This window comes from Pseudomonas sp. (genome assembly GCF_050739935.1).
In the GTDB taxonomy this organism is placed as follows: Bacteria; Pseudomonadota; Gammaproteobacteria; order Pseudomonadales; family Pseudomonadaceae; genus Aquipseudomonas.
Genome location: NZ_JBOICF010000066.1, coordinates 15297 through 39662 on the forward strand (window position 1 = coordinate 15297; position 24366 = coordinate 39662).

At 59.1% G+C, this 24366-nt stretch carries 22 protein-coding genes; 1 reads left to right on the forward strand and 21 read right to left on the reverse strand.

Going from position 1 to position 24366, the window contains the following annotated elements; genetic code table 11:
- Positions 1 to 88: 88 nt before the first annotated feature.
- From rpoS to ACRER8_RS12970, 8 genes are all read right to left on the reverse strand, one after another.
- Complete coding sequence (gene rpoS / locus ACRER8_RS12935; RefSeq protein ID WP_431746649.1) at positions 89 to 1093, reverse strand: RNA polymerase sigma factor RpoS; 1005 nt, start codon at positions 1091 to 1093, stop codon at positions 89 to 91.
- Positions 1094 to 1197: 104 nt separating this feature from the next.
- On the reverse strand, positions 1198 to 2091 hold the full coding sequence (locus tag ACRER8_RS12940) for a peptidoglycan DD-metalloendopeptidase family protein (RefSeq protein ID WP_431746650.1): 894 nt from the start codon (positions 2089 to 2091) through the stop codon (positions 1198 to 1200).
- Positions 2092 to 2289: 198 nt separating this feature from the next.
- Positions 2290 to 2967, reverse strand: coding sequence for a protein-L-isoaspartate(D-aspartate) O-methyltransferase (locus tag ACRER8_RS12945; RefSeq protein ID WP_431746651.1), 678 nt, complete (start codon positions 2965 to 2967; stop codon positions 2290 to 2292).
- Positions 2967 to 3716 carry a 5'/3'-nucleotidase SurE gene (surE, locus tag ACRER8_RS12950; protein ID WP_431746652.1) on the reverse strand — a complete coding sequence of 250 codons (750 nt, stop codon included), beginning with the start codon at positions 3714 to 3716 and terminating at the stop codon, positions 2967 to 2969. Before surE ends, ACRER8_RS12945 begins: the two co-directional genes overlap by 1 nt.
- The gene (gene truD / locus ACRER8_RS12955) at positions 3704 to 4762 is read right to left on the reverse strand and encodes a tRNA pseudouridine(13) synthase TruD (RefSeq protein WP_431746653.1); all 1059 of its coding nucleotides are present in this window, start codon (positions 4760 to 4762) and stop codon (positions 3704 to 3706) included. Before truD ends, surE begins: the two co-directional genes overlap by 13 nt.
- The gene (ispF, locus tag ACRER8_RS12960) at positions 4759 to 5232 is read right to left on the reverse strand and encodes a 2-C-methyl-D-erythritol 2,4-cyclodiphosphate synthase (protein WP_431746654.1); all 474 of its coding nucleotides are present in this window, start codon (positions 5230 to 5232) and stop codon (positions 4759 to 4761) included. Before ispF ends, truD begins: the two co-directional genes overlap by 4 nt.
- 339 nt (positions 5233 to 5571) lie before the next feature.
- Positions 5572 to 6417, reverse strand: a complete 846-nt coding sequence (fghA, locus tag ACRER8_RS12965) for an S-formylglutathione hydrolase (protein ID WP_431746655.1) — start codon at positions 6415 to 6417, stop codon at positions 5572 to 5574.
- A 96-nt stretch (positions 6418 to 6513) separates the two neighbouring features.
- Positions 6514 to 7626: an S-(hydroxymethyl)glutathione dehydrogenase/class III alcohol dehydrogenase gene (locus ACRER8_RS12970; protein WP_431746656.1), complete on the reverse strand. Its 1113-nt coding sequence runs from the start codon at positions 7624 to 7626 to the stop codon at positions 6514 to 6516.
- Between the two features lie 103 nt (positions 7627 to 7729).
- On the opposite strand from ACRER8_RS12970, the gene ACRER8_RS12975 reads away from it, so the two are divergent.
- Positions 7730 to 8626 carry a LysR substrate-binding domain-containing protein gene (locus tag ACRER8_RS12975; RefSeq protein ID WP_431746657.1) on the forward strand — a complete coding sequence of 299 codons (897 nt, stop codon included), beginning with the start codon at positions 7730 to 7732 and terminating at the stop codon, positions 8624 to 8626.
- A gap of 132 nt (positions 8627 to 8758) precedes the next feature.
- Here ACRER8_RS12975 and ispD read toward each other — a convergent pair whose 3' ends face one another.
- The 13 genes from ispD to lpxD form a co-directional block, all read right to left on the reverse strand.
- Positions 8759 to 9469 carry a 2-C-methyl-D-erythritol 4-phosphate cytidylyltransferase gene (gene ispD / locus ACRER8_RS12980; RefSeq protein ID WP_431746658.1) on the reverse strand — a complete coding sequence of 237 codons (711 nt, stop codon included), beginning with the start codon at positions 9467 to 9469 and terminating at the stop codon, positions 8759 to 8761.
- Between the two features lie 11 nt (positions 9470 to 9480).
- The gene (ftsB, locus tag ACRER8_RS12985; protein WP_431746659.1) at positions 9481 to 9759 is read right to left on the reverse strand and encodes a cell division protein FtsB; all 279 of its coding nucleotides are present in this window, start codon (positions 9757 to 9759) and stop codon (positions 9481 to 9483) included.
- Between the two features lie 157 nt (positions 9760 to 9916).
- Positions 9917 to 11203, reverse strand: coding sequence for a phosphopyruvate hydratase (eno, locus tag ACRER8_RS12990; protein WP_431746660.1), 1287 nt, complete (start codon positions 11201 to 11203; stop codon positions 9917 to 9919).
- Between the two features lie 168 nt (positions 11204 to 11371).
- Positions 11372 to 12229 carry a 3-deoxy-8-phosphooctulonate synthase gene (kdsA, locus tag ACRER8_RS12995; protein WP_431746661.1) on the reverse strand — a complete coding sequence of 286 codons (858 nt, stop codon included), beginning with the start codon at positions 12227 to 12229 and terminating at the stop codon, positions 11372 to 11374.
- A 15-nt stretch (positions 12230 to 12244) separates the two neighbouring features.
- Positions 12245 to 13876, reverse strand: coding sequence for a CTP synthase (locus ACRER8_RS13000; protein WP_431746662.1), 1632 nt, complete (start codon positions 13874 to 13876; stop codon positions 12245 to 12247).
- A gap of 270 nt (positions 13877 to 14146) precedes the next feature.
- A complete protein-coding gene (tilS, locus tag ACRER8_RS13005) occupies positions 14147 to 15484 on the reverse strand; it encodes a tRNA lysidine(34) synthetase TilS (RefSeq protein ID WP_431746663.1) in 1338 nt (445 codons plus the stop codon).
- Between the two features lie 50 nt (positions 15485 to 15534).
- Entirely contained in the window at positions 15535 to 16482 is a 948-nt protein-coding gene (locus ACRER8_RS13010) for an acetyl-CoA carboxylase carboxyltransferase subunit alpha (protein ID WP_431746664.1), read from the reverse strand.
- Between the two features lie 112 nt (positions 16483 to 16594).
- Positions 16595 to 20116 (reverse strand): DNA polymerase III subunit alpha, encoded by a 3522-nt coding sequence (gene dnaE / locus ACRER8_RS13015; protein WP_431746665.1) that lies wholly within the window; start codon positions 20114 to 20116, stop codon positions 16595 to 16597.
- A 71-nt stretch (positions 20117 to 20187) separates the two neighbouring features.
- Positions 20188 to 20832: a ribonuclease HII gene (gene rnhB, locus ACRER8_RS13020; protein ID WP_431746666.1), complete on the reverse strand. Its 645-nt coding sequence runs from the start codon at positions 20830 to 20832 to the stop codon at positions 20188 to 20190.
- A gap of 11 nt (positions 20833 to 20843) precedes the next feature.
- Entirely contained in the window at positions 20844 to 21980 is a 1137-nt protein-coding gene (lpxB, locus tag ACRER8_RS13025; RefSeq protein ID WP_431746667.1) for a lipid-A-disaccharide synthase, read from the reverse strand.
- A gap of 2 nt (positions 21981 to 21982) precedes the next feature.
- A complete protein-coding gene (gene lpxA / locus ACRER8_RS13030; RefSeq protein ID WP_431746668.1) occupies positions 21983 to 22759 on the reverse strand; it encodes an acyl-ACP--UDP-N-acetylglucosamine O-acyltransferase in 777 nt (258 codons plus the stop codon).
- The gene (fabZ, locus tag ACRER8_RS13035) at positions 22756 to 23196 is read right to left on the reverse strand and encodes a 3-hydroxyacyl-ACP dehydratase FabZ (RefSeq protein ID WP_074752726.1); all 441 of its coding nucleotides are present in this window, start codon (positions 23194 to 23196) and stop codon (positions 22756 to 22758) included. Before fabZ ends, lpxA begins: the two co-directional genes overlap by 4 nt.
- A gap of 112 nt (positions 23197 to 23308) precedes the next feature.
- Complete coding sequence (gene lpxD / locus ACRER8_RS13040) at positions 23309 to 24364, reverse strand: UDP-3-O-(3-hydroxymyristoyl)glucosamine N-acyltransferase (RefSeq protein WP_431746669.1); 1056 nt, start codon at positions 24362 to 24364, stop codon at positions 23309 to 23311.
- Positions 24365 to 24366: the final 2 nt, after the last annotated feature.

Genomic DNA, 24366 nt, shown 5'->3' on the forward strand with positions numbered 1-24366 from the left:
TTCAAATAGTCGCAACAAAAAACCCCAACTAACTGGGGTCTTTTTATGATGCTATTTCGCTACTAATTTTGGGGATAAAGCAGCTGACTCACTGAAACAGTGACTCGCTGGACAGGCCGTTCTTTTCAAGAATTTCCCGTAGACGCTTCAGTCCTTCTACCTGAATCTGCCGCACGCGCTCACGGGTTAAGCCGATTTCCAGCCCTACGTCCTCAAGCGTGCTGCTCTCATGACCGCGCAAGCCAAAGCGACGTACCACCACCTCACGTTGCTTGTCGGTCAGCTCGGATAGCCACTGATCGATGCTCTGGGATAGATCATCGTCCTGCAACAACTCACAGGGATCGGTAGGACGATCGTCAGTCAGCGTATCGAGCAACGTCTTGTCGGAGTCCGGGCCCAGCGACACGTCCACCGAAGACACTCGTTCATTCAGGCCCAGCATGCGCTTGACCTCACCGACCGGCTTCTCGAGCAGGTTGGCGATTTCTTCAGGGGAAGGTTCGTGATCGAGTTTCTGGGTCAATTCCCGCGCCGCCCGCAGGTAGACATTGAGCTCCTTGACCACATGAATCGGCAAGCGGATGGTCCGCGTCTGATTCATGATCGCGCGCTCGATGGTTTGACGAATCCACCAAGTCGCATACGTGGAGAACCGGAAACCACGCTCCGGATCGAATTTTTCGACCGCTCGAATCAGGCCAAGATTGCCCTCCTCGATCAGGTCCAGCAATGACAGACCACGATTGACGTAGCGTCTGGCGATTTTGACCACCAGGCGCAGATTGCTTTCAATCATGCGCTTGCGTCCGGCCGGATCCCCTTTTTGCGACAGACGCGCAAAGTGGACCTCTTCTTCCGGAGAGAGCAGGGGAGAAAAGCCGATTTCATTGAGATACAACTGCGTGGCATCCAATGCACGCGTGTAGTCGATGTACTTGTGTTGCTTGAGTGCTGTGGAGTTTTTGGTCTTCGCGCGAACAGAAGGTGTAGCTGGCTTCTCATCCGCTGCAGAATCCAGGACGATCCCGTGCTCCATAAGGAGGACCTCATCGTCTATGTCAAACTCCGGCACTTCTTTGTTGAGAGCCATTGTTATAGTCCTTTGGTGAGTTCGACCTCAAGCTCCAGTGGCGCCTTTTTCCTTGGCATCACGTGAGCCTGTCCCCTCTACGGCAGGAACAGGCTGGTAACCGATCAACGACGTGGCAAGAATTCCAGCGGATCTACCGGTTTACCCTGACGGCGAATCTCGAAATGGAGTTTCACCCTGTCAGTCCCCGTGGACCCCATCTCGGCAATTGCCTGCCCTGCCTTGACCTGTTGCCCCTCCCGAACCAAAAGCCTACGGTTGTGACCGTAAGCACTGACGTAGGTATCGCTGTGTTTGATGATTACTAATTCGCCGTAGCCCCGCAACCCACTCCCGGCGTAAACCACTGAACCATCAGACGCGGCCAAAACAGGCTGTCCCAAATCACCGGCGATATCAACGCCTTTATTCAAACTACCGTTTGAAGAAAATTTGCCGATCAAAACCCCGTTAGTTGGCCATGCCCAGCCACTCGCCGAGCGCGCGCCAGCAACCACTGGCGTGTTTACCGGAGTGTTTACAGGGGTAGTTGCGGGCGGGCCGTTACTACCTGAAGTGGAATCAACAGGGCGTGTAATGACGGTGGTCTTGATCGAGCCCGAAGGCGAGCTGGAACTACCAGTCGCGGTCTGGGGAACAACGACAGGCGCAGCCGCTATCGCAGCGGATGTTGAATTCGAACGGCCGTCAAAGCGAATCGTCTGACCGACATGAATGGTATAGGGCTCGGGGACATTGTTGCGGGCAGCCAGCGCTTTCCAGTCCCAGCCGTAACGAAAGGCAATAGAAAACAGCGTGTCGCCACGTTTGACGACGTACTGACCGGTTGTCACAGGCTGGCGGACCGGTGCAGCCGGCTTGCCATTACGATCGACGACACGAACTCCACCCGACGGCGTGCTGGAGCAGCCAACCAGAAGGACACTCAGGGCAATGCCAATCACCAGACGTGGAAAACTTGCTGAAAACGTACGCTGCCGAATGACTGTGAGACTCACCCGCCACTCCCTTTACCGGTGACTGAATTAAAGCTGCCTATTGTGTCTTGATGATGACAGGCAGCCATGGGGAAACTGGTTACGAAAAACTTCATGACAACGTGCGGCGAGCAGCGAGCCGACCAGGGCCCCATCGAAAATCGCCAGCCTGTAGACAGGTGGCGCCTCACAGAATTCATTGCAGCTGCAAAACAGTGCCTACGCCAGCGGGCCGTTGAGCAAGGGCACGAATCTCACCGCTCCCAGGATGTGCCGGGAGAAGCCGTTGTCTTCGCGGATGATCAGCATCAGTTGCTGCACTTCACCTGATCCCACCGGAATCACCAGACGACCGCCCGGTGCCAGTTGGTCCAGAAGCGCCTGAGGCACATCGGTCGCCACGGCGGTGACGATGATGCCGTTGTACGGCGCCAGGGCCGGCCAGCCTTCCCAGCCATCGCCCCAACGAAACACCATGTTGCGCAGGTTGAGTTCGGCCAGACGCTCCTTTGCCCGATCCTGCAACACCTTGATGCGTTCGACGGAAAACACCCGTTCTACCAGTTGCGCCAGCACAGCGGTCTGATAACCCGACCCGGTACCGATCTCCAGCACCTTGTCCAACGGGCCGGCCGCCAGCAGTAGCTCGCTCATGCGCGCGACCATGTAAGGCTGGGAAATGGTCTGGTTGTTGCCGATCGGCAATGCGGTGTCTTCATAAGCGCGATGCGCCAACGCCTCGTCCACGAACAGATGACGAGGTGTCTTGCGAATGACGTCAAGCACTTGGGTGTTGCTGATGCCTTCTTCGTACAGCCGCTGAATCAAACGCTCGCGGGTACGTTGGGAAGTGAAACCCACGCCACGCCGTAACAGATCATCTTGTTCACGCGACATCAGGCCATTCCCTCCAGCCATGCGTTCAGGCTGTTGAAACCGTCCTGATAGGTTCGATCCAACTGCAATGGCGTAATCGACACATACCCTTGCAGCACGGCATGGAAGTCGGTGCCCGCCCCGCCATCCTCGGCGTCGCCGGCAGCGGCAATCCAGTACCCGGCGCGGCCACGCGGATCGACTACGCGAACCGGCGCCGCAGCGCGGGTGCGATGCCCCAGACGAGTCAGTTGAATGCCGCGCACGTGTTCCAGCGGCAAGTTAGGAATATTCACATTCAATACTGTACGCGGTGGAAGATCGAGTTGCTCGTGCGCCTCGACCAGGAGCCGGGCGTAATGCGCGGCAGTTGCCAGGTTATCGGCCTGACGCGACAAAAATGAAAAGGCAAATGACGGGCGTTGCAGGAATCGTCCTTCCAGTGCAGCTGCCACGGTGCCGGAATACAGCACGTCGTCGCCCAGATTGGCGCCCATATTGATGCCTGAGACCACCATTTCCGGCTCTTGCTCGAGCAGCCCGTGGATGCCTAGATGCACGCAATCGGTGGGTGTGCCGTTGAGACTGATGAACCCGTTATCCAGCTGAAGAGGATGCAGCGGGCGATCAAGGGTCAGCGAGCTGCTGGCGCCGCTTCTGTCTTGATCGGGAGCGATGATCGCGCACTCGGCATAGTCCGCAAGCGCCGCGTGAAGCGCAGCGAGTCCGGGTGCCGAGACCCCATCATCATTTGAAATCAGAATACGCATGAGCTGTCCGTCTGTCCTGCGGGCGCCAGATCGACGAGTTCACGCACCAATGCGGTGGCGAAGCATCCGGCTGGCAGGACGAATTCCAGTTGCAGAATGTCAGGCTCGGGATAATGCCACGTCAACCGCCCGATGGGCAGTCGCAGGATACGCCGTTCGTGTTCCATTCCTGCTTTTATCAACCAGTTACAGAGCGCTGACTCACGCCGGGCGATGCTGTTTTCAAGCTCGGCAGTAGCACCGGCGGCCGGAGAATCGCCCTCACCCCACTGAGGACCGGTGGGATGCAGATCGAGAATCGCCAGACGCGGGTCACTGCACTCGGCCTCACCGGCCGGGAAGAAGCTGCGGCTGTCGGTGAACGCCAACAGATCGCCCACCTGAGCCTGCTGCCAACTGCCATCGGCGACCCGCGCGGCCAGCACCTGATTGAACAGGTAGCTGCGCGCCGTGGACAGCAATCGGGAGCGCACATTGCGCTGCTCAGGCAAAGCCTCACGTTCGGCATAGTGACGGGCTTCGCCAACGTTACCGCCCTGGTAGCCAAAACGCTGGGCGCCGAAATAATTGGGGATGCCCCGCAGCCTGATGGTTTCCAGGCGCTCGTCGAGTTCTGTCCGATCAGCCTTCAGTTGGGTAAGGCGTAGGGTAAAGCCGTTGGCAGCATGGGCACCGCGTTGCAATTTGCGCTTGTGACGCTTGCTGTCGAGAATCTTCAGCGTGTCATTCTCGGCCGCCGACATGTCCGGGTCAGCCTTGCCCGGCAACTGGATGCTGAACCACTGCCGCGTCAGCGCCTGACGATCTTTCAAGCCTGCGTAAGCCACGGTGCGCAGCGGCACGCCGGCAGCCTTGGCCAAACGCCGCGCGGCTTCTTCGGTGTTCAGCCCGCGCTTCTCGACCCATAACCACAGGTGCTCGCCATCGCCGGAAAGCGGAATATCCAGTACTTCGTCTACCTGGAAATCTTCGGCAATGGCTTTGAGCACGGCCGTACCCAGTGCATCGCCATAGGCCCGCGGGCCCAAGAGTTCGAATTCGGTCATGCGGCAATCAACAACGCGACGGCGTGCACCGCGATACCTTCCTCACGGCCGGTGAAACCCAGCTTTTCGGTGGTGGTGGCCTTGACGTTGACTTGATCGAGCCCGACCTGCAGGTCTTCAGCGATCAACGCACGCATGGCGTCGATGTGCGGCGCCATTTTTGGGGCCTGAGCGACGATGGTGGCGTCGACATTGCCGACCTTCCAGCCCTTGGCCTGGACCTGTTTGAGCACGTGACGCAGCAACACGCGGCTGTCGGCGCCCTTGAATTGCGGGTCGGTATCGGGAAAATGTTTGCCGATGTCGCCCAGCGCAGCGGCGCCCAGCAGGGCATCGCTCAACGCATGCAGCAGGACGTCGCCGTCGGAGTGCGCAAGCAAACCGGACTTGTGCGCGATCCGCACCCCACCCAAGGTAATGAAATCGCCTTCAGCGAAACGGTGCACATCATAGCCGTGGCCAATACGCATAAAAAAACGCCCTGAAAAAGTCAGGGCGTGATTCTACCTACTTTGTCGGACATTAGGGCGTCCGGCTGCCTGACACACTACTTGTCAGGTAACGACTCACGCACCGTGGGAATGAGCGGGTTCACGACGGCTGGGTTTTATCCGCTGCAGAGGTTGCGGATGTACGCGAAACCCGTGGGAGCGAATTTATTCCGGGCGGCATTCCAATGAGAGGCTCGTCCATTCGATGCATCTCTATCGCCTGACCTATTTTTTGCGAATGAATTCGCTCCCACAGAGGACCGTGTTTGCCCAGCGACAGCGTGGCGCGTGAACGGCAGGACAGTTCTTGCGCCGTTGTCAGCCTGCCAATGCCAGAGCGTGGTAGCGCAGGTGGTCTTCGATGAAGCTGGCGATGAAGTAATAGCTGTGGTCATAACCCGGCTGCAGACGCAGCTCCAGCGGATGAGCGACCGCCTTGGCCGCCTGCACCAACGCTTCGGGCTTGAGCTGATTGGCCAGGAAGTCGTCGCGGTCACCCTGATCCACCAGCAGTGGCAGACGCTCGACTGCGTCGGTAATCAAGACGCTGGCGTCCCATTCGCGCCAGCGCGAGCGGTCTTCGCCCAGATAGCGGGAGAAGGCTTTCTGCCCCCAGGGGCAGTCCATCGGATTAGTGATCGGCGAGAAAGCCGACACCGATCGATAACGCCCCGGATTGCGCAACGCGCAGACCAACGCGCCATGACCCCCCATCGAATGGCCGCTGATGCTGCGTTTCTCCGAGGCCGGGAAATGCGCTTCGATCAACGCGGGCAGTTCGCTGACCACGTAGTCATACATGCGGTAATGCCGGGCCCAGGGTTGCTGGGTCGCATTCAGATAGAAGCCCGCGCCGAGACCGAAGTCATAGGCGTTGTCCGGATCGCCCGGTACATCGGCGCCACGGGGGCTGGTGTCCGGCGCCACGATGATCAGTCCCAGCTCTGCGGCGATGCGCTGAGCGCCGGCCTTCTGCATGAAGTTTTCATCGGTGCAAGTCAGGCCCGACAGCCAATACACCACCGGCAACTTGCCGCCCTGCTCGGCCTGAGGCGGCAGATAGACTGCGAACACCATGTCGCAACCGAGCACATCGGAGTGATGTTTGTAACGTTTATGCCAGCCACCGAAGCTTTTCTGACACGAAATATTTTCCAGACTCATCGTCGTACCTCCCAGCAACGGGCTTCAACCAAAAGCTGCAAAAGGAGAGTGGCGCGCCTTCTTGCAGCTTTGAAGCTTGTAGCTCGTCGCTGCTTCTTAGAAATGGATGACCGAACGGATGCTCTTGCCTTCGTGCATCAGATCGAACGCTTCGTTGATCCTGTCCAGACCCATGGTGTGAGTGACGAAGGTGTCCAGCGGGATTTCGCCCTTTTGGGATTTTTCGACATAGCTTGGCAGCTCGGTACGACCCTTCACGCCGCCGAACGCCGAACCGCGCCAGACGCGACCGGTCACCAGTTGGAATGGACGGGTCGCGATTTCCTGACCTGAAGGCGCGACGCCGATGATGACCGACTCGCCCCAGCCTTTGTGGCAGCACTCCAGTGCCGCGCGCATCAGGTTCACATTACCAATGCATTCAAAGCTGTAATCGACGCCGCCATCGGTCAGTTCGACGATCACGTCCTGGATAGGCTTGGTGTGCTCTTTCGGGTTGACGAAATCGGTGGCGCCCAGTTCACGTGCCACATCGAATTTCGCCGGGTTGATGTCGATGGCGATGATGCGCGAAGCCTTGGCCATTTTCGCGCCGATGATTGCCGCCAACCCAATGCCGCCCAGCCCGAAGATCGCAACGGTTGCGCCTTCTTCAACCTTGGCAGTGTTCAGCACGGCGCCGATACCGGTAGTCACGCCGCAGCCGAGCAGGCAGACCTTCTCCAGCGGCGCTTCTTTGGGAATTTTCGCCAGGGAAATTTCCGGGACCACGGTGTACTCGGAAAAGGTCGAGCAACCCATGTAGTGGTAAACAGGCTCGCCGTTGTAGCTGAAACGGGTAGTACCGTCGGGCATCAGGCCCTTGCCCTGGGTGGCGCGTACCTTCTGGCAGAGGTTGGTCTTGCCGGACTTGCAGAATTTGCACTCGCGACATTCGGCGGTATACAGCGGAATCACGTGATCGCCCACGGCCAGCGACGTCACGCCCTCACCCACCGCTTCAACGATACCGCCACCCTCGTGGCCGAGAATGCAAGGAAATACGCCTTCGGAGTCGGCACCAGAAAGGGTATACGCATCGGTATGGCAGACGCCGGAGGCGACGGTACGGATCAACACCTCGCCGGCCTTCGGAGCTTCAACGTCCACTTCGACGATCTGCAGCGGTTGGTTGGGCGCGAAAGCAACGGCAGCACGTGACTTGATCATCATCATCTCCAGCGAAGTAAAAACGAGCCCAGAGTGTAAAGCAGTGCCGTTTGATTAATAATCCGCTCAAAAGCAAAACATTAATGCTGTACAGGGATAATCGATGTACACCAATCGGTGGGATGGGCTGGATGAATTCGTGGCGGTGGCTGAGAGCGGGCAGTTCACGGCAGCTGCGGAGCGGATGGGGGTTTCCTCCTCACACATCAGTCGGCAGATAGCGCGGCTGGAAGAGCGGCTGCAAACCCGCCTGCTCTACCGCAGCACGCGCAAGGTGGCGCTGACCGAAGCGGGTCAGACGTTTCTGCATCATTGCCAGCGCTTGCAGGATGGTCGCGAAGAGGCACTGCGTGCGGTGGGTGACCTGACCAGCGAACCGAAAGGCCTGTTGCGCATGACCTGTGCGGTGGCGTATGGCGAGCGTTTCATCGCGCCTCTGGTCACCCGGTTCATGGACGACTACCCGCAACTGCGTGTCGACATCGAACTGACCAACAACACGCTGGATCTGGTGCACGAAGGCATGGATCTGGCAATCCGCCTGGGTCGTCTGCAGGAGTCACGGCTGGTAGCCACCCGCCTGGCGCCCCGACGCATGTACCTTTGCGCCTCGCCCTCTTATCTGGAACGCTATGGCAGACCCCATAGTTTGTCGGAGCTGAGCCGGCATAACTGCCTGATCGGTAGTTCCGACACTTGGCTGCTACAACAGAACGGGCGGGAGATTTCTCAACGTGTACAGGGAAACTGGCGCTGTAACAGCGGGCAAGCGGTGCTGGACGCCGCGCTGCAGGGAGTGGGGATGTGTCAGTTGCCCGATTATTACGTGCTTGAACATTTGAACAGCGGCGCGCTGATCTCTCTGCTCGAGACTCATCAGCCGCCTGGCACAGCGGTGTGGGCGTTGTACCCACAGCAGCGGCATTTATCGCCGAAGGTCAGAAAGCTGGTGGACTATTTGAAGACGGGGTTGGCGTTGCGGGACGAATACAGCCAGTGAAGCCTAATACTGGACTTACCGTGGGAGCGAATTCATTCGCGAAAAATATTCCAGAGGACGTAGATGGGGGGTGGCAGGCCCGCCTTCTCGCGAATGAATTCGCTCCCACATTGAAATTTATCGGTATGCAAATCAGCGGTTGAACTCACCCCGACGCTGCCGAAGCCATTCCAGATCTTCCGGGCGGGTCACTTTGATATTGTCGGCCCGGCCTTCAATCAGACGTGGCGACTGCCCTGCCCATTCGATCGCCGAAGCTTCATCGGTAATCGGAACATTCGACACCAGGCTGTCCGCCAGCGCCCGATGCAACGCGCCCAGTCGAAACATCTGAGGCGTGTACGCTTGCCAGATCAGGCTGCGATCAACGGTTTCGGTCACGCGGCCATTGCTATCGGCGCGTTTCAACGTGTCTCTGGCCGGAACCGCGAGCAGTCCACCGACCGGATCGTCAGCCAGTTCACTGAGCAGGTTGTCCAGGTCCGAGCGAGCCAGGTTCGGTCGCGCGGCATCGTGTACCAGTACCCAGTCGTCGTCATCGGCTCCACTGGCGTGCAAGTGCAGTAATGCATTGAGGACCGAGTTCGCCCGTTCCTTGCCACCCGCGACCCGCTGAATTCGCGAATCCAGCGCGCAGGGCAACATAGGCCAGTAAGGGTCGTCCGCGGCCAGACTGATCACCAGCCCCTTGAGCCGGGGATGATCGAGAAAGCAAAGCAGGCTGTGTTCAAGAATCGTGAGGCCGCCCAGTTGCAGGTACTGCTTGGGACGGTCTGCCGCCATGCGAGCTCCAACGCCCGCCGCGGGAATCACTGCCCAGAAGGCAGGAAGGGATTGTGTCATTTACGCCAACGTCACTGTGCCAACTGATAAAGGGTCTCGCCGTCCTTGACCATGCCCAATTCGTGGCGGGCACGCTCTTCAACGGTCTCCAGGCCTTTCTTCAGCTCCAGCACTTCCGCATCGAGGACACGGTTGCGTTCAAGCAAAGTATCGTTTTCGGCATGTTGATCGGCGATTTGCTGGGTCAGACTGGCAACCTGCGCAAGACTGCCATTACCCACCCATAGGCGGTATTGCAAGCCAGCGAGCAGCAAGAGCAGAACGAGGAACAACCAGTTAGGACTGCGCATTGTGAATATCTGTTACCCGGTGGAGAAAGACAGCAAAACCAACCATTTCAAATGCCCAAGAGCCCGGCAGTCACCGGGCTCATGGATCAGGACGTCAGGATAAAACGCTTTCAGCGAATTCCCCTACAGCGCCTGCTGCCTTTTTACCATCTTGCAATCAGCCGCGAAACTCGCCGCGACCACGGTATACAGCTTTGGCGCCCAGTTGCTCTTCGATACGCAGCAGCTGGTTGTACTTGGCGATACGATCGGAGCGGCTCAGAGAACCGGTCTTGATCTGACCAGCGGACGTGCCCACGGCCAGGTCGGCAATGGTCGAGTCCTCGGTTTCACCGGAACGGTGCGAGATCACCGCGGTATAACCGGCAGCCTTAGCCATTTGAATGGCTTCCAGGGTTTCGGTCAGAGTTCCGATCTGGTTGAACTTGATCAGAATCGAGTTGGCGATGTTCTTCTCGATGCCTTCCTTCAGGATCTTGGTGTTGGTCACGAACAGGTCGTCGCCCACTAACTGGATCTTTTCGCCGATCTTGTCGGTGAGGACTTTCCAGCCGTCCCAATCGGATTCGTCCAGGCCGTCTTCGATGGAGATGATCGGGTGCTTGCTGACCAGGTCTGCCAGGTAGTCGGCGAAACCGGCGGAGTCATACTCGCCTTCTTCGCTGAGGGTGTACTTGCCGTTCTTGTAGAACTCGCTCGCTGCACAGTCCAGCGCCAGGGTCACGTCGGTGCCCAGCTTGTAACCTGCTTTTGCAACGGCTTCGGCGATTGCGTCGAGGGCGTCGGCGTTGGAGTTCAGGTTCGGTGCGAAACCACCTTCGTCACCCACTGCGGTGTTCAGGCCACGGGCCTTCAGAACAGCCTTCAGGTGGTGGAAAATCTCGGTGCCCCAGCGCAGGCCTTCGGAGAAGGTCTTGGCACCAACCGGCTGAATCATGAATTCCTGGATATCGATGTTGTTATCAGCGTGCTCGCCACCGTTGATGATGTTCATCATCGGAACCGGCATCGAGTAGACGCCCGGTGTGCCGTTCAGATTGGCGATATGCGCGTACAGCGGCAGATCCTGATCCTGTGCAGCGGCCTTGGCAGCGGCCAGGGACACAGCGAGGATCGCGTTGGCGCCCAGGCTGGCTTTGTTTTCGGTGCCGTCTAGCTGAATCATTGCCTGATCCAGCGCCTTTTGGTCAACCGGATCCTTACCCAGCAGCAGGTCGCGGATCGGGCCATTGATGTTGGCCACGGCCTTCAGAACGCCCTTGCCCAGGTAACGGCTCTTGTCGCCATCGCGCAGCTCAAGTGCTTCACGCGAGCCGGTGGAAGCACCGGACGGCGCACAGGCACTGCCGATGATGCCGTTGTCGAGGAGCACATCTGCTTCCACGGTGGGATTGCCACGGGAGTCGAGAACTTCACGACCTTTGATGTCGACGATTTTTGCCATTGTTGTTAACACTCCAAGATTGACGAAAACGACGCAGCTGGGAAAAACGACTGGCATCACGGGCACTAGACAGCGGGCAGGCCCGGGATGACAAAATTTCCCGACCCATTGGTCGGGAAACAAACGAGCGGCACTGTACCGGAGGCCATCGCGCCGGAGAAGCGGGTTTTACGCCGTTTCTATCGTCGGGAAAGCCTTGACCAGATCATCGAGCGCCTTGAGTTGGGTCAGGAACGGCTCCAGCTTGTTCAGACGCAGCGCACACGGGCCGTCGCATTTGGCATTATCCGGATCCGGATGTGCCTCCAGGAACAGACCTGCCAGACCCTGGCTGATACCGGCCTTGGCCAGATCCGTCACCTGCGCACGACGACCGCCAGCGGAATCGGAACGACCGCCAGGCATCTGCAGCGCATGGGTGACGTCGAAGAACACAGGGTACTCGAAGGCTTTCATGATGCCGAAGCCGAGCATGTCCACGACCAGGTTGTTATAGCCGAAACTCGAACCGCGCTCGCACAGGATCAACTGGTCGTTTCCAGCCTCTTCGCACTTGCTCAAGATATGTTTCATTTCCTGAGGCGCGAGGAACTGGGCTTTCTTGATATTGATCACGGCACCGGTTTTCGCCATCGCCACCACTAGATCGGTCTGACGGGACAGGAAAGCCGGCAACTGGATGATGTCGCAGACTTCGGCCACGGTGGCGGCCTGATGCGGCTCATGCACATCGGTGATCACGGGCACGCCAAAGGTGCTCTTGATCTCCTCGAAAATGCGCATGCCCGCTTCCAGGCCCGGACCACGATACGAGGTCACGGAAGAACGATTGGCTTTGTCGAAGCTGGCCTTGAACACGTACGGGATGCCCAGTTTCTGGGTGACCCGAACGTACTCTTCACAGACCTGCATGGCCATGTCCCGCGATTCCAGGACGTTCATGCCGCCGAACAAGACCATTGGCTTGTCGTTGGCAATGTCTATGCCCTTGTCGGGCGAACCGACGCGGATGATTTTCTGTGCCATGTAATGAATTCCCTGTCAGCCGTTCTTCTGATGTTGAGCAAGCGCTGCCTTGACGAAGCCACTAAACAGCGGATGGCCATCGCGAGGCGTGGAGGTGAACTCAGGGTGGAACTGGCAAGCCACGAACCATGGGTGATCCAGCGACTCGACCACTTCGACCAGCGCGCCGTCACCGGAACGACCAGAGACTTTCAGGCCGGCTTCGATCAGTTGCGGCAGCAGCTTGTTGTTCACTTCATAACGATGACGATGACGCTCGACGATCACATCGTTGGCATAGCAGTCGTGTACCAGGGAGCCTGGCTCCAGTTGGCATTCCTGCGCGCCCAGGCGCATGGTGCCGCCCAGATCGGAGGTTTCGGTACGGGTTTCGACAGCACCGGTGGCATCTTCCCACTCGGTGATCAGACCGACCACAGGATGCGGGCTGCTGCGATCGAACTCGGTGGAGTTGGCATCTTTCCAGCCCAGCACGTTACGTGCGAACTCGATGACCGCCACTTGCATGCCCAGGCAGATACCCAGGTACGGCACCTTGTTTTCGCGAGCGAACTGAACCGCAGTGATCTTGCCTTCGACGCCGCGCAGACCGAAGCCGCCCGGAACCAGAATCGCGTCCACGCCTTCCAGCAGGCCAGTGCCCTGGTTCTCGATGTCTTCGGAATCGATATATCGCAGATTGACCTTGGTGCGGTTGCTGATGCCAGCATGACTCATCGCTTCGATGAGCGACTTGTAGGCGTCCAGCAGTTCCATGTACTTGCCGACCATGGCAATGGTGACTTCGTGTTCGGGGTTGAGCTTGGCATCGACGACCTTTTCCCATTCGGACAGGTCGGCGCTGCCGCATTGCAGACCAAAACGCTCGACTACGAAATCATCCAGGCCCTGGGAATGCAGGATGCCCGGAATCTTGTAGATGGTATCGGCGTCTTCCAGCGCGATCACCGCACGTTCTTCAACGTTGGTGAATTGAGCGATCTTGCGACGCGACGAAACGTCGATCGGGTGATCGGAGCGGCAAACCAGCACGTCCGGCTGCAGGCCGATTGAGCGCAGCTCTTTGACGGAATGCTGGGTCGGCTTGGTCTTGGTCTCGCCGGCAGTGGCGATGTACGGAACCAGCGTCAGGTGCATCAGCATCGCGCGCTTGGCGCCCACTTCGAAACGCAGTTGGCGGATGGCCTCAAGGAACGGTTGCGACTCGATGTCACCCACGGTGCCACCGATTTCGACCATCGCAACGTCGGCATCGCCGGCGCCCTTGATGATGCGACGCTTGATTTCGTCGGTGATATGCGGGATCACCTGAATGGTCGCGCCCAGATAATCACCACGGCGCTCTTTGCGCAGGACGTGTTCGTACACACGGCCAGTGGTGAAGTTGTTGTTCTGGGTCATGGTGGTGCGAATGAAACGCTCGTAGTGACCCAGGTCCAGGTCGGTCTCGGCGCCGTCGTGGGTGACGAACACTTCACCGTGCTGGAACGGGCTCATGGTGCCCGGGTCGACGTTGATGTAGGGGTCCAGCTTGAGCATGGTGACCTTAAGTCCCCTCGCCTCCAGGATGGCCGCCAATGAAGCCGAGGCAATGCCTTTCCCCAATGAAGAAACAACACCGCCCGTGACGAAGATGTAGCGCGTCATGAAAAACCCTAGAAGTCTGCGTTAAAGCGGTCAGAGCCGCCGGGGAAAGCGAAGGAAGGCCGAAGCCCCCGATGACCTGCGTGTCTCACAGTGCATTTCCGAATATGCCGCGCCAGAAAAGGCGACCGACCGAAAGAAGGTCTGTCCATTGCTCGCCACATTTGAGAATCGCCCAGTAAAGACTGGCTGGTAATCGGCAACTTGCATCGTTCCGAAAGGATCGACAGAAGCTGTATCAAGAAGGGAGCGTAGTCTACCGGAAACGGGCTCTCATCTCAAACTGTGGTCATTCGTCGGTGGCTGCCAGTGCAATCGCCAGTCGCCACGGGGGTCGGCGTCGAGGCCGGGCAGATTGGCGACCGCCAGCAGTTGCTCGCCGCGATACAACAGCGGCAATCGGCCGCGCAGAAACACCGGTACGCCCTTTTCGTTAAGCAAGCGCTTGAGATCCCGGCGCCCGCGATCAGGCACATCCAGCACCTCCCCGCCTTTTCGGTAATGCACATGCAGTCCGCCGCGAGGAATATCCCCGAGAATCTGCAACATGCCATTGCCCGGCAAATGCAGCGGCTGCGAGGCCGTGGACCAATGCTGCGAGCCGGCGACATTCTGGAGCCAGATGCCTGACAGCCACCAGATCCGCCCTTCGGCGCGATGCAGTTGCCCATCCGCGAGCCGCCATATCGGACGACCGTCAGGCCCGGCATCACGCAGCGTATCCCAACCGGCCCAATGGTCACTGTCCGGCAAACGCGTCAGCGGTCCCAGCCAATGACGTAAGGCATTTCGTTGACGGGCGGCAGACAACGCCTCAAGCGGTGCCAGCTCCAGTGACGGCAAATCCAGCCAAGGCCAAGGGCAAGGTGTGTCGGCCAGCGACAGATCCTGCGCCGCCAGCTCGTCCAGCAAGCCTTGCGCCTCAGCCAGATGCGCGGCGCTGCGAGTCATGCTGGCGACTGCCTGCGGCCAACGGGTGGCCAGCATCGGTAGTACATGGTTGCGCAGATAGTTGCGCGAGAAGCGGCTGTCCTTATTGCTGGGGTCTTCGATCCAGCTCAGCCCTTCTTCCTGTGCATAACGTTCAAGCAACGCACGCGGCTCCTCCAGCAACGGCCTGAACAGGCGACCCTTGCCCAGCTCCCGCTGCGACGGCATCGCCGCAAGTCCTCGTACACCGGCACCGCGCAACAGACGAAACATCAGGGTTTCGGCCTGATCGTCACGATGCTGGGCAGTCAGCAACACTTCGCCCGTCTGCAGAACCTGATTGAACGCCGCATATCGCGCATCCCTCGCCGCCTGTTCAAGACTCGCACCAGGACGTACCTGAACGTCAATGACCTGCAACGGCACGCCTAGAATCTGACAGACCTGGCGGCAATGTCCCGGCCATGATGCAGCAACAGCCTGCAAGCCGTGATGGATGTGGATAGCGGTCAGAGGGGGAAGACGCTGGTGCCTGGATAGCTCGGCCAGCAGATGCAGCAGGACGGTGGAATCGAGCCCACCCGAGAAGGCAATGCGCCAACCGGCTGCGTCGCGCCATGGACCAAGGCGCGACAGCAGTCGACTGGATAACGCGTTCTTGCAACTGTCCGGCTTGCTCATGCTGGGTGACCCTGGGCGTTAAGCTGGCCGGACCTCACGAAACACTGCGGTCAGACGCCGTAGCTCATCAAGCGATCATAACGACGAGCCAGCAGTTCGTCGTGGTTGAACTGCTTGAGCATACCCAACTGGCTGCTCAGTGCTTCACGAATGGAGGCCGAGGCAGCGGCCGGATCACGGTGCGCGCCACCCAGTGGCTCATCGATGACCTTGTCGACGATGCCCAGACCCTTGAGTCGTTCGGCCGTGATGCCCATCGCCTCGGCTGCGTCCGGCGCCTTTTCGGCGGTTTTCCACAGAATGGATGCGCAGCCTTCCGGCGAAATCACCGCGTATGTGGAATATTGCAGCATGTTGAGCTGATCGCAGACGCCGATAGCCAGCGCGCCACCCGAACCGCCTTCACCGATCACGGTGGCGATGATGGGTGTCTTCAGACGTGCCATCACTCGCAGGTTCCAGGCAATCGCCTCACTCTGGTTGCGCTCTTCAGCGTCGATGCCAGGGTAAGCACCCGGCGTATCGATGAAGGTCAGGATCGGCATCTTGAAACGCTCGGCCATCTCCATCAGACGGCACGCCTTGCGGTAGCCTTCGGGACGCGGCATGCCGAAATTGCGACGCACCTTTTCGCGCACTTCACGCCCTTTCTGATGACCGATCACCATCACGGGCTGGTCATCCAGACGCGCGATGCCGCCGACGATGGCAGCATCATCCGAGAAATGGCGGTCGCCATGCAGCTCGTCGAACTCGGTGAAGATGTGTTCGATGTAATCCAGCGTGTACGGACGACGCGGATGACGCGCCATGCGCGCGATCTGCCAACTGGTCAGGTTGCCGAAAATGCTTTCGGTGAGCGTATTGCTCTTCTCTTGCAGTCGAGAGATTTCATCGCCGATGTTCAGCGAGTTGTCATTGCCAACCAGACGCAGCTCTTCAATTTTGGCTTGCAGGTCAGCAATCGGCTGTTCGAAATCCAGAAAATTCGGGTTCATAGGCATCCGTCTTGGGTCGACGGCCAAGAGGCCGGCCGGTTGATCCGTAAGCGCCTTACCTTAATGGAGCGGGCGCCTTCCGGTCGAGTTTAAATAATTCGTAAGATCAGCTTCAGCGATACTGCAGAAAGACGTTCTCTCGTCCGAACTGGTCACGCAACGCCTGAATCAGGCTGTCCGCGGGATCGATCCGCCACGCTTCGCCAAACTGCAACAGCGCGCGGGCTTCCTGCCCGGTGTAATCGAGCGTTATCGGGCACGCTCCCCGGTGCTTCCTGCACAGGTCCCCCAGCCAGCGTAGACGATCGCCCTTGAGCGCCTCGCTACGCACAGTCAGGCGCAGACTTTCGGCCAGCCCCGTGCGCGCCTCCTCCAGACTCATGACCCGCTTGGCCCGCAAACGCAGGCCACCGGAAAAGTCATCGGAGCTGACCTCGCCTTCCACGACCACCATCGCGTCCGTCTGCAACAGCGACTGAGCGGCCTGGAACGAGTCGGCGAACAACGACGCCTCGATGCGGCCAGAGCGGTCATCGAGGGTGATGAAACCCATCTTGTCGCCCTTTTTGTTCTTCATGACCCGCAGCGCGATGATCAAACCGGCAACGGTCTGGGTGTCGCGGGCCGGCTTCAGATCGACGATGCGCTGCCGGGCGAATCGACGAATCTCGCCTTCGTATTCATCGATCGGGTGACCAGTCAGGTACAGACCCAGGGTCTCCTTCTCGCCACGCAGACGTTCCTTGAGAGTGACCTCCTTGGCACCGCGTTGGTTCGCATAAACATCCGCATCGGCTTCGACGAACAGGCCGCCAAACAGGTCGGCGTGACCACTGTCATGGCTGCGAGCCGTCTGCTCGGCGGCCTGAATCGCCCCTTCCAGAGCGGCCAGCAACACCCCGCGATTACGGTCGATGTTGGCCTGATACTGTTTGGGCTCATCGAAGAAAAACGGACCGAGACGATCCAGTGCGCCGCTGCGAATCAGGCCATCGAGGGTCCGTTTGTTGACCCGCTTGAGGTCGACTCGCGCGCAGAAGTCGAACAGATCCTTGAACGGACCAGCCTGACGCGCCTCGGTAATCGCCTCGACCGGGCCTTCACCTACGCCCTTGATCGCACCAAGGCCATACACAATTCGGCCGTCGTCGTTCACGGTGAACTTGAATTCGGAGTTGTTCACGTCCGGCGCATCGAGGCGCAGCTTCATGGTCCGCACTTCCTCGATCAAGGTCACGACCTTGTCGGTGTTGTGCATGTCCGCCGACAGAACCGCGGCCATGAACGGCGCCGGGTAATGTTTCTTCAGCCAGGCGGTCTGGTACGACACCAGCCCGTAGGCCGCCGAGTGGGATTTGTTGAAGCCGTAACCGGCGAATTTCTCTACCAGATCGAAAATGTTACCGGCCAGGTCCGGGTCGATGTTGTTGGTCTTGCAGCCTTCGATGAAACCACCGCGCTGCTTGGCCATCTCCTCGGGCTTTTTCTTACCCATGGCGCGACGCAGCATGTCCGCGCCGCCCAGGGTGTAACCGGCCATAACCTGGGCAATCTGCATCACCTGTTCCTGATACAGAATGATGCCGTAGGTCGGCGCCAGGACCGGCTTGAGGCCCTCGTACTGATAATCGACGTGGGGATACGACAGCTCGGCGCGACCGTGCTTGCGGTTGATGAAGTCGTCCACCATGCCCGATTGCAGCGGACCGGGACGGAACAGCGCTACCAGTGCGATCAAGTCTTCCAGGCAGTCGGGCTTGAGCTTCTTGATCAGCTCCTTCATGCCTCGCGATTCAAGCTGGAACACCGCCGTGGTTTCAGCCTTCTGCAACAGGTCGTAGGTCGGGGCGTCATCCAGCGGAATGAACGCGATATCCAACGGTTCCTCGCCCACCTTGGCGCGGTCGCGGTTGATGGTTTTCATCGCCCAGTCGATGATGGTCAACGTGCGCAGACCCAGGAAGTCGAACTTCACCAGGCCCGCCGCCTCAACATCATCTTTGTCGAACTGAGTGACCAGACCGCTGCCTTCCTCATCGCAATAAATAGCCGCGAAGTCGGTGAGCTTGGTTGGCGCGATAACCACACCACCGGCGTGTTTGCCGACGTTACGCACGACGCCTTCAAGCTTGCGGGCCATCTCCCAGATCTCAGCGCCTTCCTCGTCGGTCTTGAGGAAGTCACGCAGGATCTCTTCCTGCTCATAAGCTTTTTCCAAGGTCATGCCGACCTCGAACGGAATCATCTTCGACAGACGATCGGCCAGGCCGTAGGACTTGCCCTGCACCCGCGCCACGTCGCGCACCACCGCCTTGGCCGCCATCGAGCCGAAGGTGATGATCTGGCTCACCGCGTTGCGGCCGTATTTCTCGGCCACGTAATCGATCACGCGATCGCGGCCGTCCATGCAGAAGTCGACGTCGAAGTCGGGCATGGAAACCCGCTCGGGGTTTAGGAAACGTTCGAACAGCAGGTCATATTGCAGCGGATCGAGGTCAGTGATTTTCTGCACATAGGCCACGAGCGAACCGGCACCCGACCCACGGCCCGGGCCAACGGGTACGCCGTTGTTCTTGGCCCACTGGATGAAGTCCATCACGATCAGGAAGTAACCGGGGAACCCCATCTGGATGATGATATCCAGCTCGAAATTCAGGCGGTCGACATAGACCTGGCGCTTGGCCTCATAGTCGGGGGTGGTTTCTTTCGGCCACAGTACTGCCAGCCGCTCTTCCAACCCTTCGAAAGAAACCTTGCGGAAATACTCGTCGATGGTCAGGCCATCGGGAATCGGGAAGTTGGGCAAGAAGTGCGTGCCCAGTTTGACTTCGATGTTGCAGCGTTTGGCGATCTCGACGGTATTGGCCAACGCATCGGGCAGATCACTGAACAGCTCGGCCATTTCTTCGGCGCTTTTCAGGTACTGCTGATCGCTATAGTTGTGCGAGCGGCGTGGGTCGTCCAGCGCCCGGCCTTCGCCAATGCAGACGCGGGTTTCGTGGGCTTCGAAGTCTTCCTGCTTGATGAAGCGCACATCGTTGGTCGCCACCAGGGGTGCGCCATGACGCTCGGCCAAGGCGACGGCGGCGTGCAGATGCTCTTCATCATTGATGCGATTGGTCCGCTGGACCTCGACGTAGAAACGGTCGGGGAACACCGACATCCATTCCTTGAGCAGCTCATCGGCCTCGGACGGATTGCCGCCCAGCAGGGCCATGCCGATTTCGCCTTCCTTGGCCGCCGAAAGGGCAATCAACCCTTCACTGGCCTCGGCCAGCCATTCGCGCTCGATGATCACCAGGCCGTTGCGCTGACCGTCCATGAAACCACGGGAGATCAGCTCGGTGAGGTTCAGATAGCCTTTGGCATTCATCACCAGCAAGCTCATGCGGCTCAGCGGCGCGTCACGGTCGCGGCCTGCCAGCCAGATGTCGGCGCCGCAAATAGGTTTGATCCCCGCGCCCATGGCGGCTTTATAGAATTTGACCAGCGAACACAGGTTGTTCTGATCGGTCACCGCTACTGCAGGCATGCTCATGGCGGTCAGCGCCTTGACCAACGGCTTGACCCGGACCAGACCGTCAACCAGAGAGTATTCGGTGTGCAGGCGTAGGTGAACAAAAGAAGCCGGCATGGTTGATCCTATAGCGCACAGAAAACGAAGGCCGGATTGTACCGGCCTATCATGAAAACATCAGCCCGCGTTCAGTTGAGCGGCAGCGACGACATAAACCCGGTAGAAATCAGCATGTCTCGAGCTTCATGGGCCGCGCGCACCGGTGCGAAGGAACGTCGGTGGATAGGCGTTGGACCCAATCGCGCCAGCGCTTCCAGATGGACCGGAGTCGCGTAACCCTTATGACCGCCGATGCCGTACCCCGGATAGACCAGATCCAGGTCGTTCATTTCCCGATCACGGGCGACCTTGGCAAGAATCGACGCCGCAGCAATGGCCGGCACGTGGGCATCGCCCTGAATGACCGGGGCGCTGGGAACCGACAGTTGCGGGCAGCGATTGCCGTCGATTAACGCCAGCTTCGGCGTGATCAGCAAGCCTTCGACCGCGCGCTTCATCGCCAGCATCGTGGCATGCAGGATGTTCAGTTCGTCGATTTCTTCGACTTCAGCTCTCGCGATGTGCCAGCACAGGGCTTTTTCGCAGATCTCGTCGAATAGCTTTTCGCGCTTGGCTTCGGTGAGCTTTTTCGAGTCGTTCAGACCCAGAATGGGGCGCTTGGGGTCGAGGATCACCGCAGCGGTCACCACCGCGCCGCACAGTGGGCCACGGCCCACCTCGTCGACGCCGGCGACCAGATCCTCGACCAGATTGAAATCCAGACCCATTTGCATTGATTACGTGCTCATCGTGAAGGCGACGGTCCAATCAGACTCAATACCGCATCGGCAGCCTGATTGGACGCATCGCGACGCAAGGTCCGGTGAATTTCGTCGAACCCGACGGTCTGCTCCGAGCCGTTATCGAGCAACGGCAGCAGGGTTTGCGCCAGGGCGTCGGCGGTCGCCGCGTCCTGCAGAAGCTCTGGAACCAGCAAACGCTGGGCCAACAGATTCGGCAACGACACGTACGGACTTTTCACCATCCGCTTGAGTATCCAGTAAGTCAGTGGCGCCAGACGATAGGCAACCACCATCGGTCGTTTGTACAGCAATGCTTCCAGGGTAGCCGTGCCCGATGCAATCAGGACGGCATCGCAAGCCGCCAGCGCGACATGAGAGCGGCCGTCGAGCAAGGTCAACGGCAGATTTCGGCCCTGCAGCAGTTGTTCGATCTGCGCACGGCGCTGAGGGCTGGCGCACGGCAAGACGAAACGCAGGTTCGGACGCTGCGCCAGCAGTCGGTCTGCGGTATCGAAGAACAGCGCCCCAAGGCGTCCGACTTCACCGCCGCGGCTGCCGGGCATCAATGCCACGACGGGGCCGTCGCCCAAACCCAGCTCAGCGCGGGCAGCGTAACGATCGGCTTCAAGGGGAACGGTGTCAGCCAGCGGATGCCCGACGAACCGCACCGGCACACCCTTCTCTTCGTAGAATCGCGCTTCAAAGGGCAACAGCGTCAGCATCAGATCGCAGCCCTCACGAATCTTCAGCACCCGCTTCTGCCGCCACGCCCACACGGACGGGCTGACGTAATGCACGGTCTTGATGCCAGCCTGACGCAGCTTGAGTTCGATATTGAGGGTGAAGTCCGGGGCATCGATGCCAATGAAGACATCCGGCCTTTCATCGATCAGGGTCTGGATCAGCAGCTTGCGCCGCGCCAGCAACTCCTTGAGGCGGCCCAACACTTCGACCAGCCCCATGACCGACAGGCGCTCCATGGGAAAATAGGAGACCATGCCTTCGGCTTCCATGAGCGGGCCACCGATACCAATGAATTGTGCGTCAGGATGTCGAGCCTTGATGGCGTGCATCAGACCCGATCCGAGGATGTCGCCAGAGGCTTCCCCGGCGACCAGCGCGATACGCAGAGCCCCCATGATTAACGAGTGATGCCGCGTGTCGAGTTCTGAATGGACTCAAGAAACAACGCGACTTCCGGAAATTGCGCAGCGGGCTCGGCGAGCTCGACGACTGCCCGCTCGACGGTCAGGCCTTGACGATAAACCGTCTTGTAGGCGCGACGCAGGGCGTGAATCGCATCATCGGAGAAGCCCCGACGACGCATGCCTTCGAAATTCATGCTGCGCGCTTCCGCCGGGTTACCGAACACGGTGACGAACGCCGGGACATCCTTGCCGATCGCAGTGCCCATGCCGGAGAAACTGTGCGCGCCGATATGGCAATACTGGTGAACCAGCGTGAAGCCCGAAAGGATCGCCCAATCCGCCACATGGACATGGCCTGCCAACGCTGTGTTGTTGACCAGGATGCAGTGATTGCCAATGACGCTGTCGTGCCCGATGTGCGCATAGGCCATGATCAGGTTGTGATCACCGATCGTGGTTTCGGCGCGGTCCTGAATGGTGCCACGGTGAATCGTGACGCCTTCGCGGATCACGTTGTGGTCACCGATGACCAGACGTGTCGCCTCACCCTTGTACTTGAGATCAGGGGTGTCCTCACCTACCGAGGAAAACTGGTAGATATGGTTGTTTTTGCCGATTCTGGTCGGGCCACGCAGGATCACATGGGGACCAATCACCGTACCCTCGCCAATTTCCACACCAGGTCCGACGATCGACCACGGGCCGACCTCTACATCGTCGGCCAGAACGGCCGTCGGATCGATGATTGCGCGAGGGTCAATCAAACTCATAGTTTACGTTCCGCACAGATGATTTCTGCGGAGCATACCGGCTTGCCGTCTACCGATGCCTGGCATTCAAACTTCCAGATCTGACGCTTGCAGCTGAGAAACTTCGCTTCAAGAATCAGTTGGTCGCCCGGCAGCACCGGCTGGCGAAAACGCAGCTTGTCGGAGCCCACGAAGTAATACAGGGTGCCGTCAGCAGGCTTCACGTCAAGCATTTTGAAACCGAGGATGCCCGCAGCCTGAGCCATCGCTTCGATGATCAGCACGCCCGGCATGATTGGATGCTGGGGGAAGTGCCCATTGAAGAAGGGTTCATTGATGCTGACATTCTTATAGGCACGAATGCTTTTATTCTCAACATCCAGCTCCACCACACGATCCACCAGAAGGAACGGGTAGCGGTGGGGCAGATATTCGCGAATTTCGTTGATGTCCATCATTTCGAGAGGAAGCCTGTAGTAAAGATTGGGAGTGCGCGACGAATGCGCAGCACTCCTCTAGCAAATCAAGGAGGCAGTTTATCGGCTGTGCACGCTTGATAAGAAAAAAGTATCAGCCATCAGATGACGCTTTACCGCCTGAGGTCACTGCCTCGACAATCTTTTCTAGCTGCTGCAGTCGCCGCGCCATATCGTCGAGCTGGCGAATACGGGCCGCGCTCTTGCGCCATTCCGCAGCCGGCTGCATAGCTGTCCCGGAAGAATAAGAACCAGGCTCGGTAATCGAACGAGTCACCATGGTCATGCCGGTGATGAAGACGCCGTCGCAAATATCGATATGCCCGACCAGTCCGACACCGCCGGCGAGCATACAGTGTTTGCCGATCTTCGCGCTGCCGGAAATGCCAACACACGCCGCCATCGCCGTGTGATCGCCAACTTGAACGTTGTGGGCGATCTGAATCTGGTTATCGAGCTTCACCCCGTTGCCGATGCGGGTATCGTCCATGGCGCCGCGGTCGATGGCAGTATTCACGCCGATCTCGACGTCGTCGCCGATGGTGACGCCACCGATCTGCGCGATCTTCTGCCAGACACCTTTCTCGTTGGCGAAACCGAAGCCTTCACCACCGAGAACCGCGCCGGACTGAATCACTACGCGCTGGCCGATGCGCACATCGTGATACAGCGTCACGCGAGGCGCGAGCCAACTGCCTTCGCCAATGACACTGCGGGCACCGATGTAACAGTGAGCACCGAGGGTAACCCCCGCAGCGATCCGCGCACCGCTTTCGATGATCACATAAGGCCCGACGCTGGCATTTGGATCGACCACCGCGTCGTCAGCGATGATTGCGGTCGGATGAATACCGGCAGCAGCCTTGGGCTTGGGATCGAACAGATGGGAAATACGCGCATATGCCAGATAAGGATCGGCGATCAGCAGTGCATCCCCCGCATAGCCTTCGGCATCTGCCGGCTTGAGAAGCACCGCAGCGGCCTGGGTCGTCGCGAGGAATTTTCGGTATTGGGGATTGGCCAAAAAGCTGACCTGACCAGGACCCGCCTCCTGCAAGGTGGCCAGTCCGGTTATTTCCTTGTCCGTCGGGCCACGTAACGTGGCACCGAGGAACTCGGCCAGATGGCCGAGTGTTATGGGTGCGCTCATGA

What these genes read in the sequence shown, in the direction of transcription:
- lpxA (WP_431746668.1), bottom strand. Translation starts at nt 22,759, where the DNA reads ATGAGTTTGATTGACCCTCGCGCAATCATCGATCCGACGGCCGTTCTG.
- ACRER8_RS12970 (WP_431746656.1), bottom strand. Translation starts at nt 7,626, where the DNA reads ATGATCAAGTCACGTGCTGCCGTTGCTTTCGCGCCCAACCAACCGCTG.
- fghA (WP_431746655.1), bottom strand. Translation starts at nt 6,417, where the DNA reads ATGAGTCTGGAAAATATTTCGTGTCAGAAAAGCTTCGGTGGCTGGCAT.
- ftsB (WP_431746659.1), bottom strand. Translation starts at nt 9,759, where the DNA reads ATGCGCAGTCCTAACTGGTTGTTCCTCGTTCTGCTCTTGCTGCTCGCT.
- dnaE (WP_431746665.1), bottom strand. Translation starts at nt 20,116, where the DNA reads ATGCCGGCTTCTTTTGTTCACCTACGCCTGCACACCGAATACTCTCTG.
- ACRER8_RS12975 (WP_431746657.1), top strand. Translation starts at nt 7,730, where the DNA reads ATGTACACCAATCGGTGGGATGGGCTGGATGAATTCGTGGCGGTGGCT.
- ACRER8_RS12945 (WP_431746651.1), bottom strand. Translation starts at nt 2,967, where the DNA reads ATGTCGCGTGAACAAGATGATCTGTTACGGCGTGGCGTGGGTTTCACT.
- ACRER8_RS13010 (WP_431746664.1), bottom strand. Translation starts at nt 16,482, where the DNA reads ATGAACCCGAATTTTCTGGATTTCGAACAGCCGATTGCTGACCTGCAA.
- truD (WP_431746653.1), bottom strand. Translation starts at nt 4,762, where the DNA reads ATGACCGAATTCGAACTCTTGGGCCCGCGGGCCTATGGCGATGCACTG.
- fabZ (WP_074752726.1), bottom strand. Translation starts at nt 23,196, where the DNA reads ATGATGGACATCAACGAAATTCGCGAATATCTGCCCCACCGCTACCCG.
- rnhB (WP_431746666.1), bottom strand. Translation starts at nt 20,832, where the DNA reads ATGCAAATGGGTCTGGATTTCAATCTGGTCGAGGATCTGGTCGCCGGC.
- ACRER8_RS13000 (WP_431746662.1), bottom strand. Translation starts at nt 13,876, where the DNA reads ATGACGCGCTACATCTTCGTCACGGGCGGTGTTGTTTCTTCATTGGGG.
- tilS (WP_431746663.1), bottom strand. Translation starts at nt 15,484, where the DNA reads ATGAGCAAGCCGGACAGTTGCAAGAACGCGTTATCCAGTCGACTGCTG.
- ispD (WP_431746658.1), bottom strand. Translation starts at nt 9,469, where the DNA reads ATGACACAATCCCTTCCTGCCTTCTGGGCAGTGATTCCCGCGGCGGGC.
- ispF (WP_431746654.1), bottom strand. Translation starts at nt 5,232, where the DNA reads ATGCGTATTGGCCACGGCTATGATGTGCACCGTTTCGCTGAAGGCGAT.
- rpoS (WP_431746649.1), bottom strand. Translation starts at nt 1,093, where the DNA reads ATGGCTCTCAACAAAGAAGTGCCGGAGTTTGACATAGACGATGAGGTC.
- surE (WP_431746652.1), bottom strand. Translation starts at nt 3,716, where the DNA reads ATGCGTATTCTGATTTCAAATGATGATGGGGTCTCGGCACCCGGACTC.
- lpxD (WP_431746669.1), bottom strand. Translation starts at nt 24,364, where the DNA reads ATGAGCGCACCCATAACACTCGGCCATCTGGCCGAGTTCCTCGGTGCC.
- kdsA (WP_431746661.1), bottom strand. Translation starts at nt 12,229, where the DNA reads ATGGCACAGAAAATCATCCGCGTCGGTTCGCCCGACAAGGGCATAGAC.
- lpxB (WP_431746667.1), bottom strand. Translation starts at nt 21,980, where the DNA reads ATGGGGGCTCTGCGTATCGCGCTGGTCGCCGGGGAAGCCTCTGGCGAC.
- eno (WP_431746660.1), bottom strand. Translation starts at nt 11,203, where the DNA reads ATGGCAAAAATCGTCGACATCAAAGGTCGTGAAGTTCTCGACTCCCGT.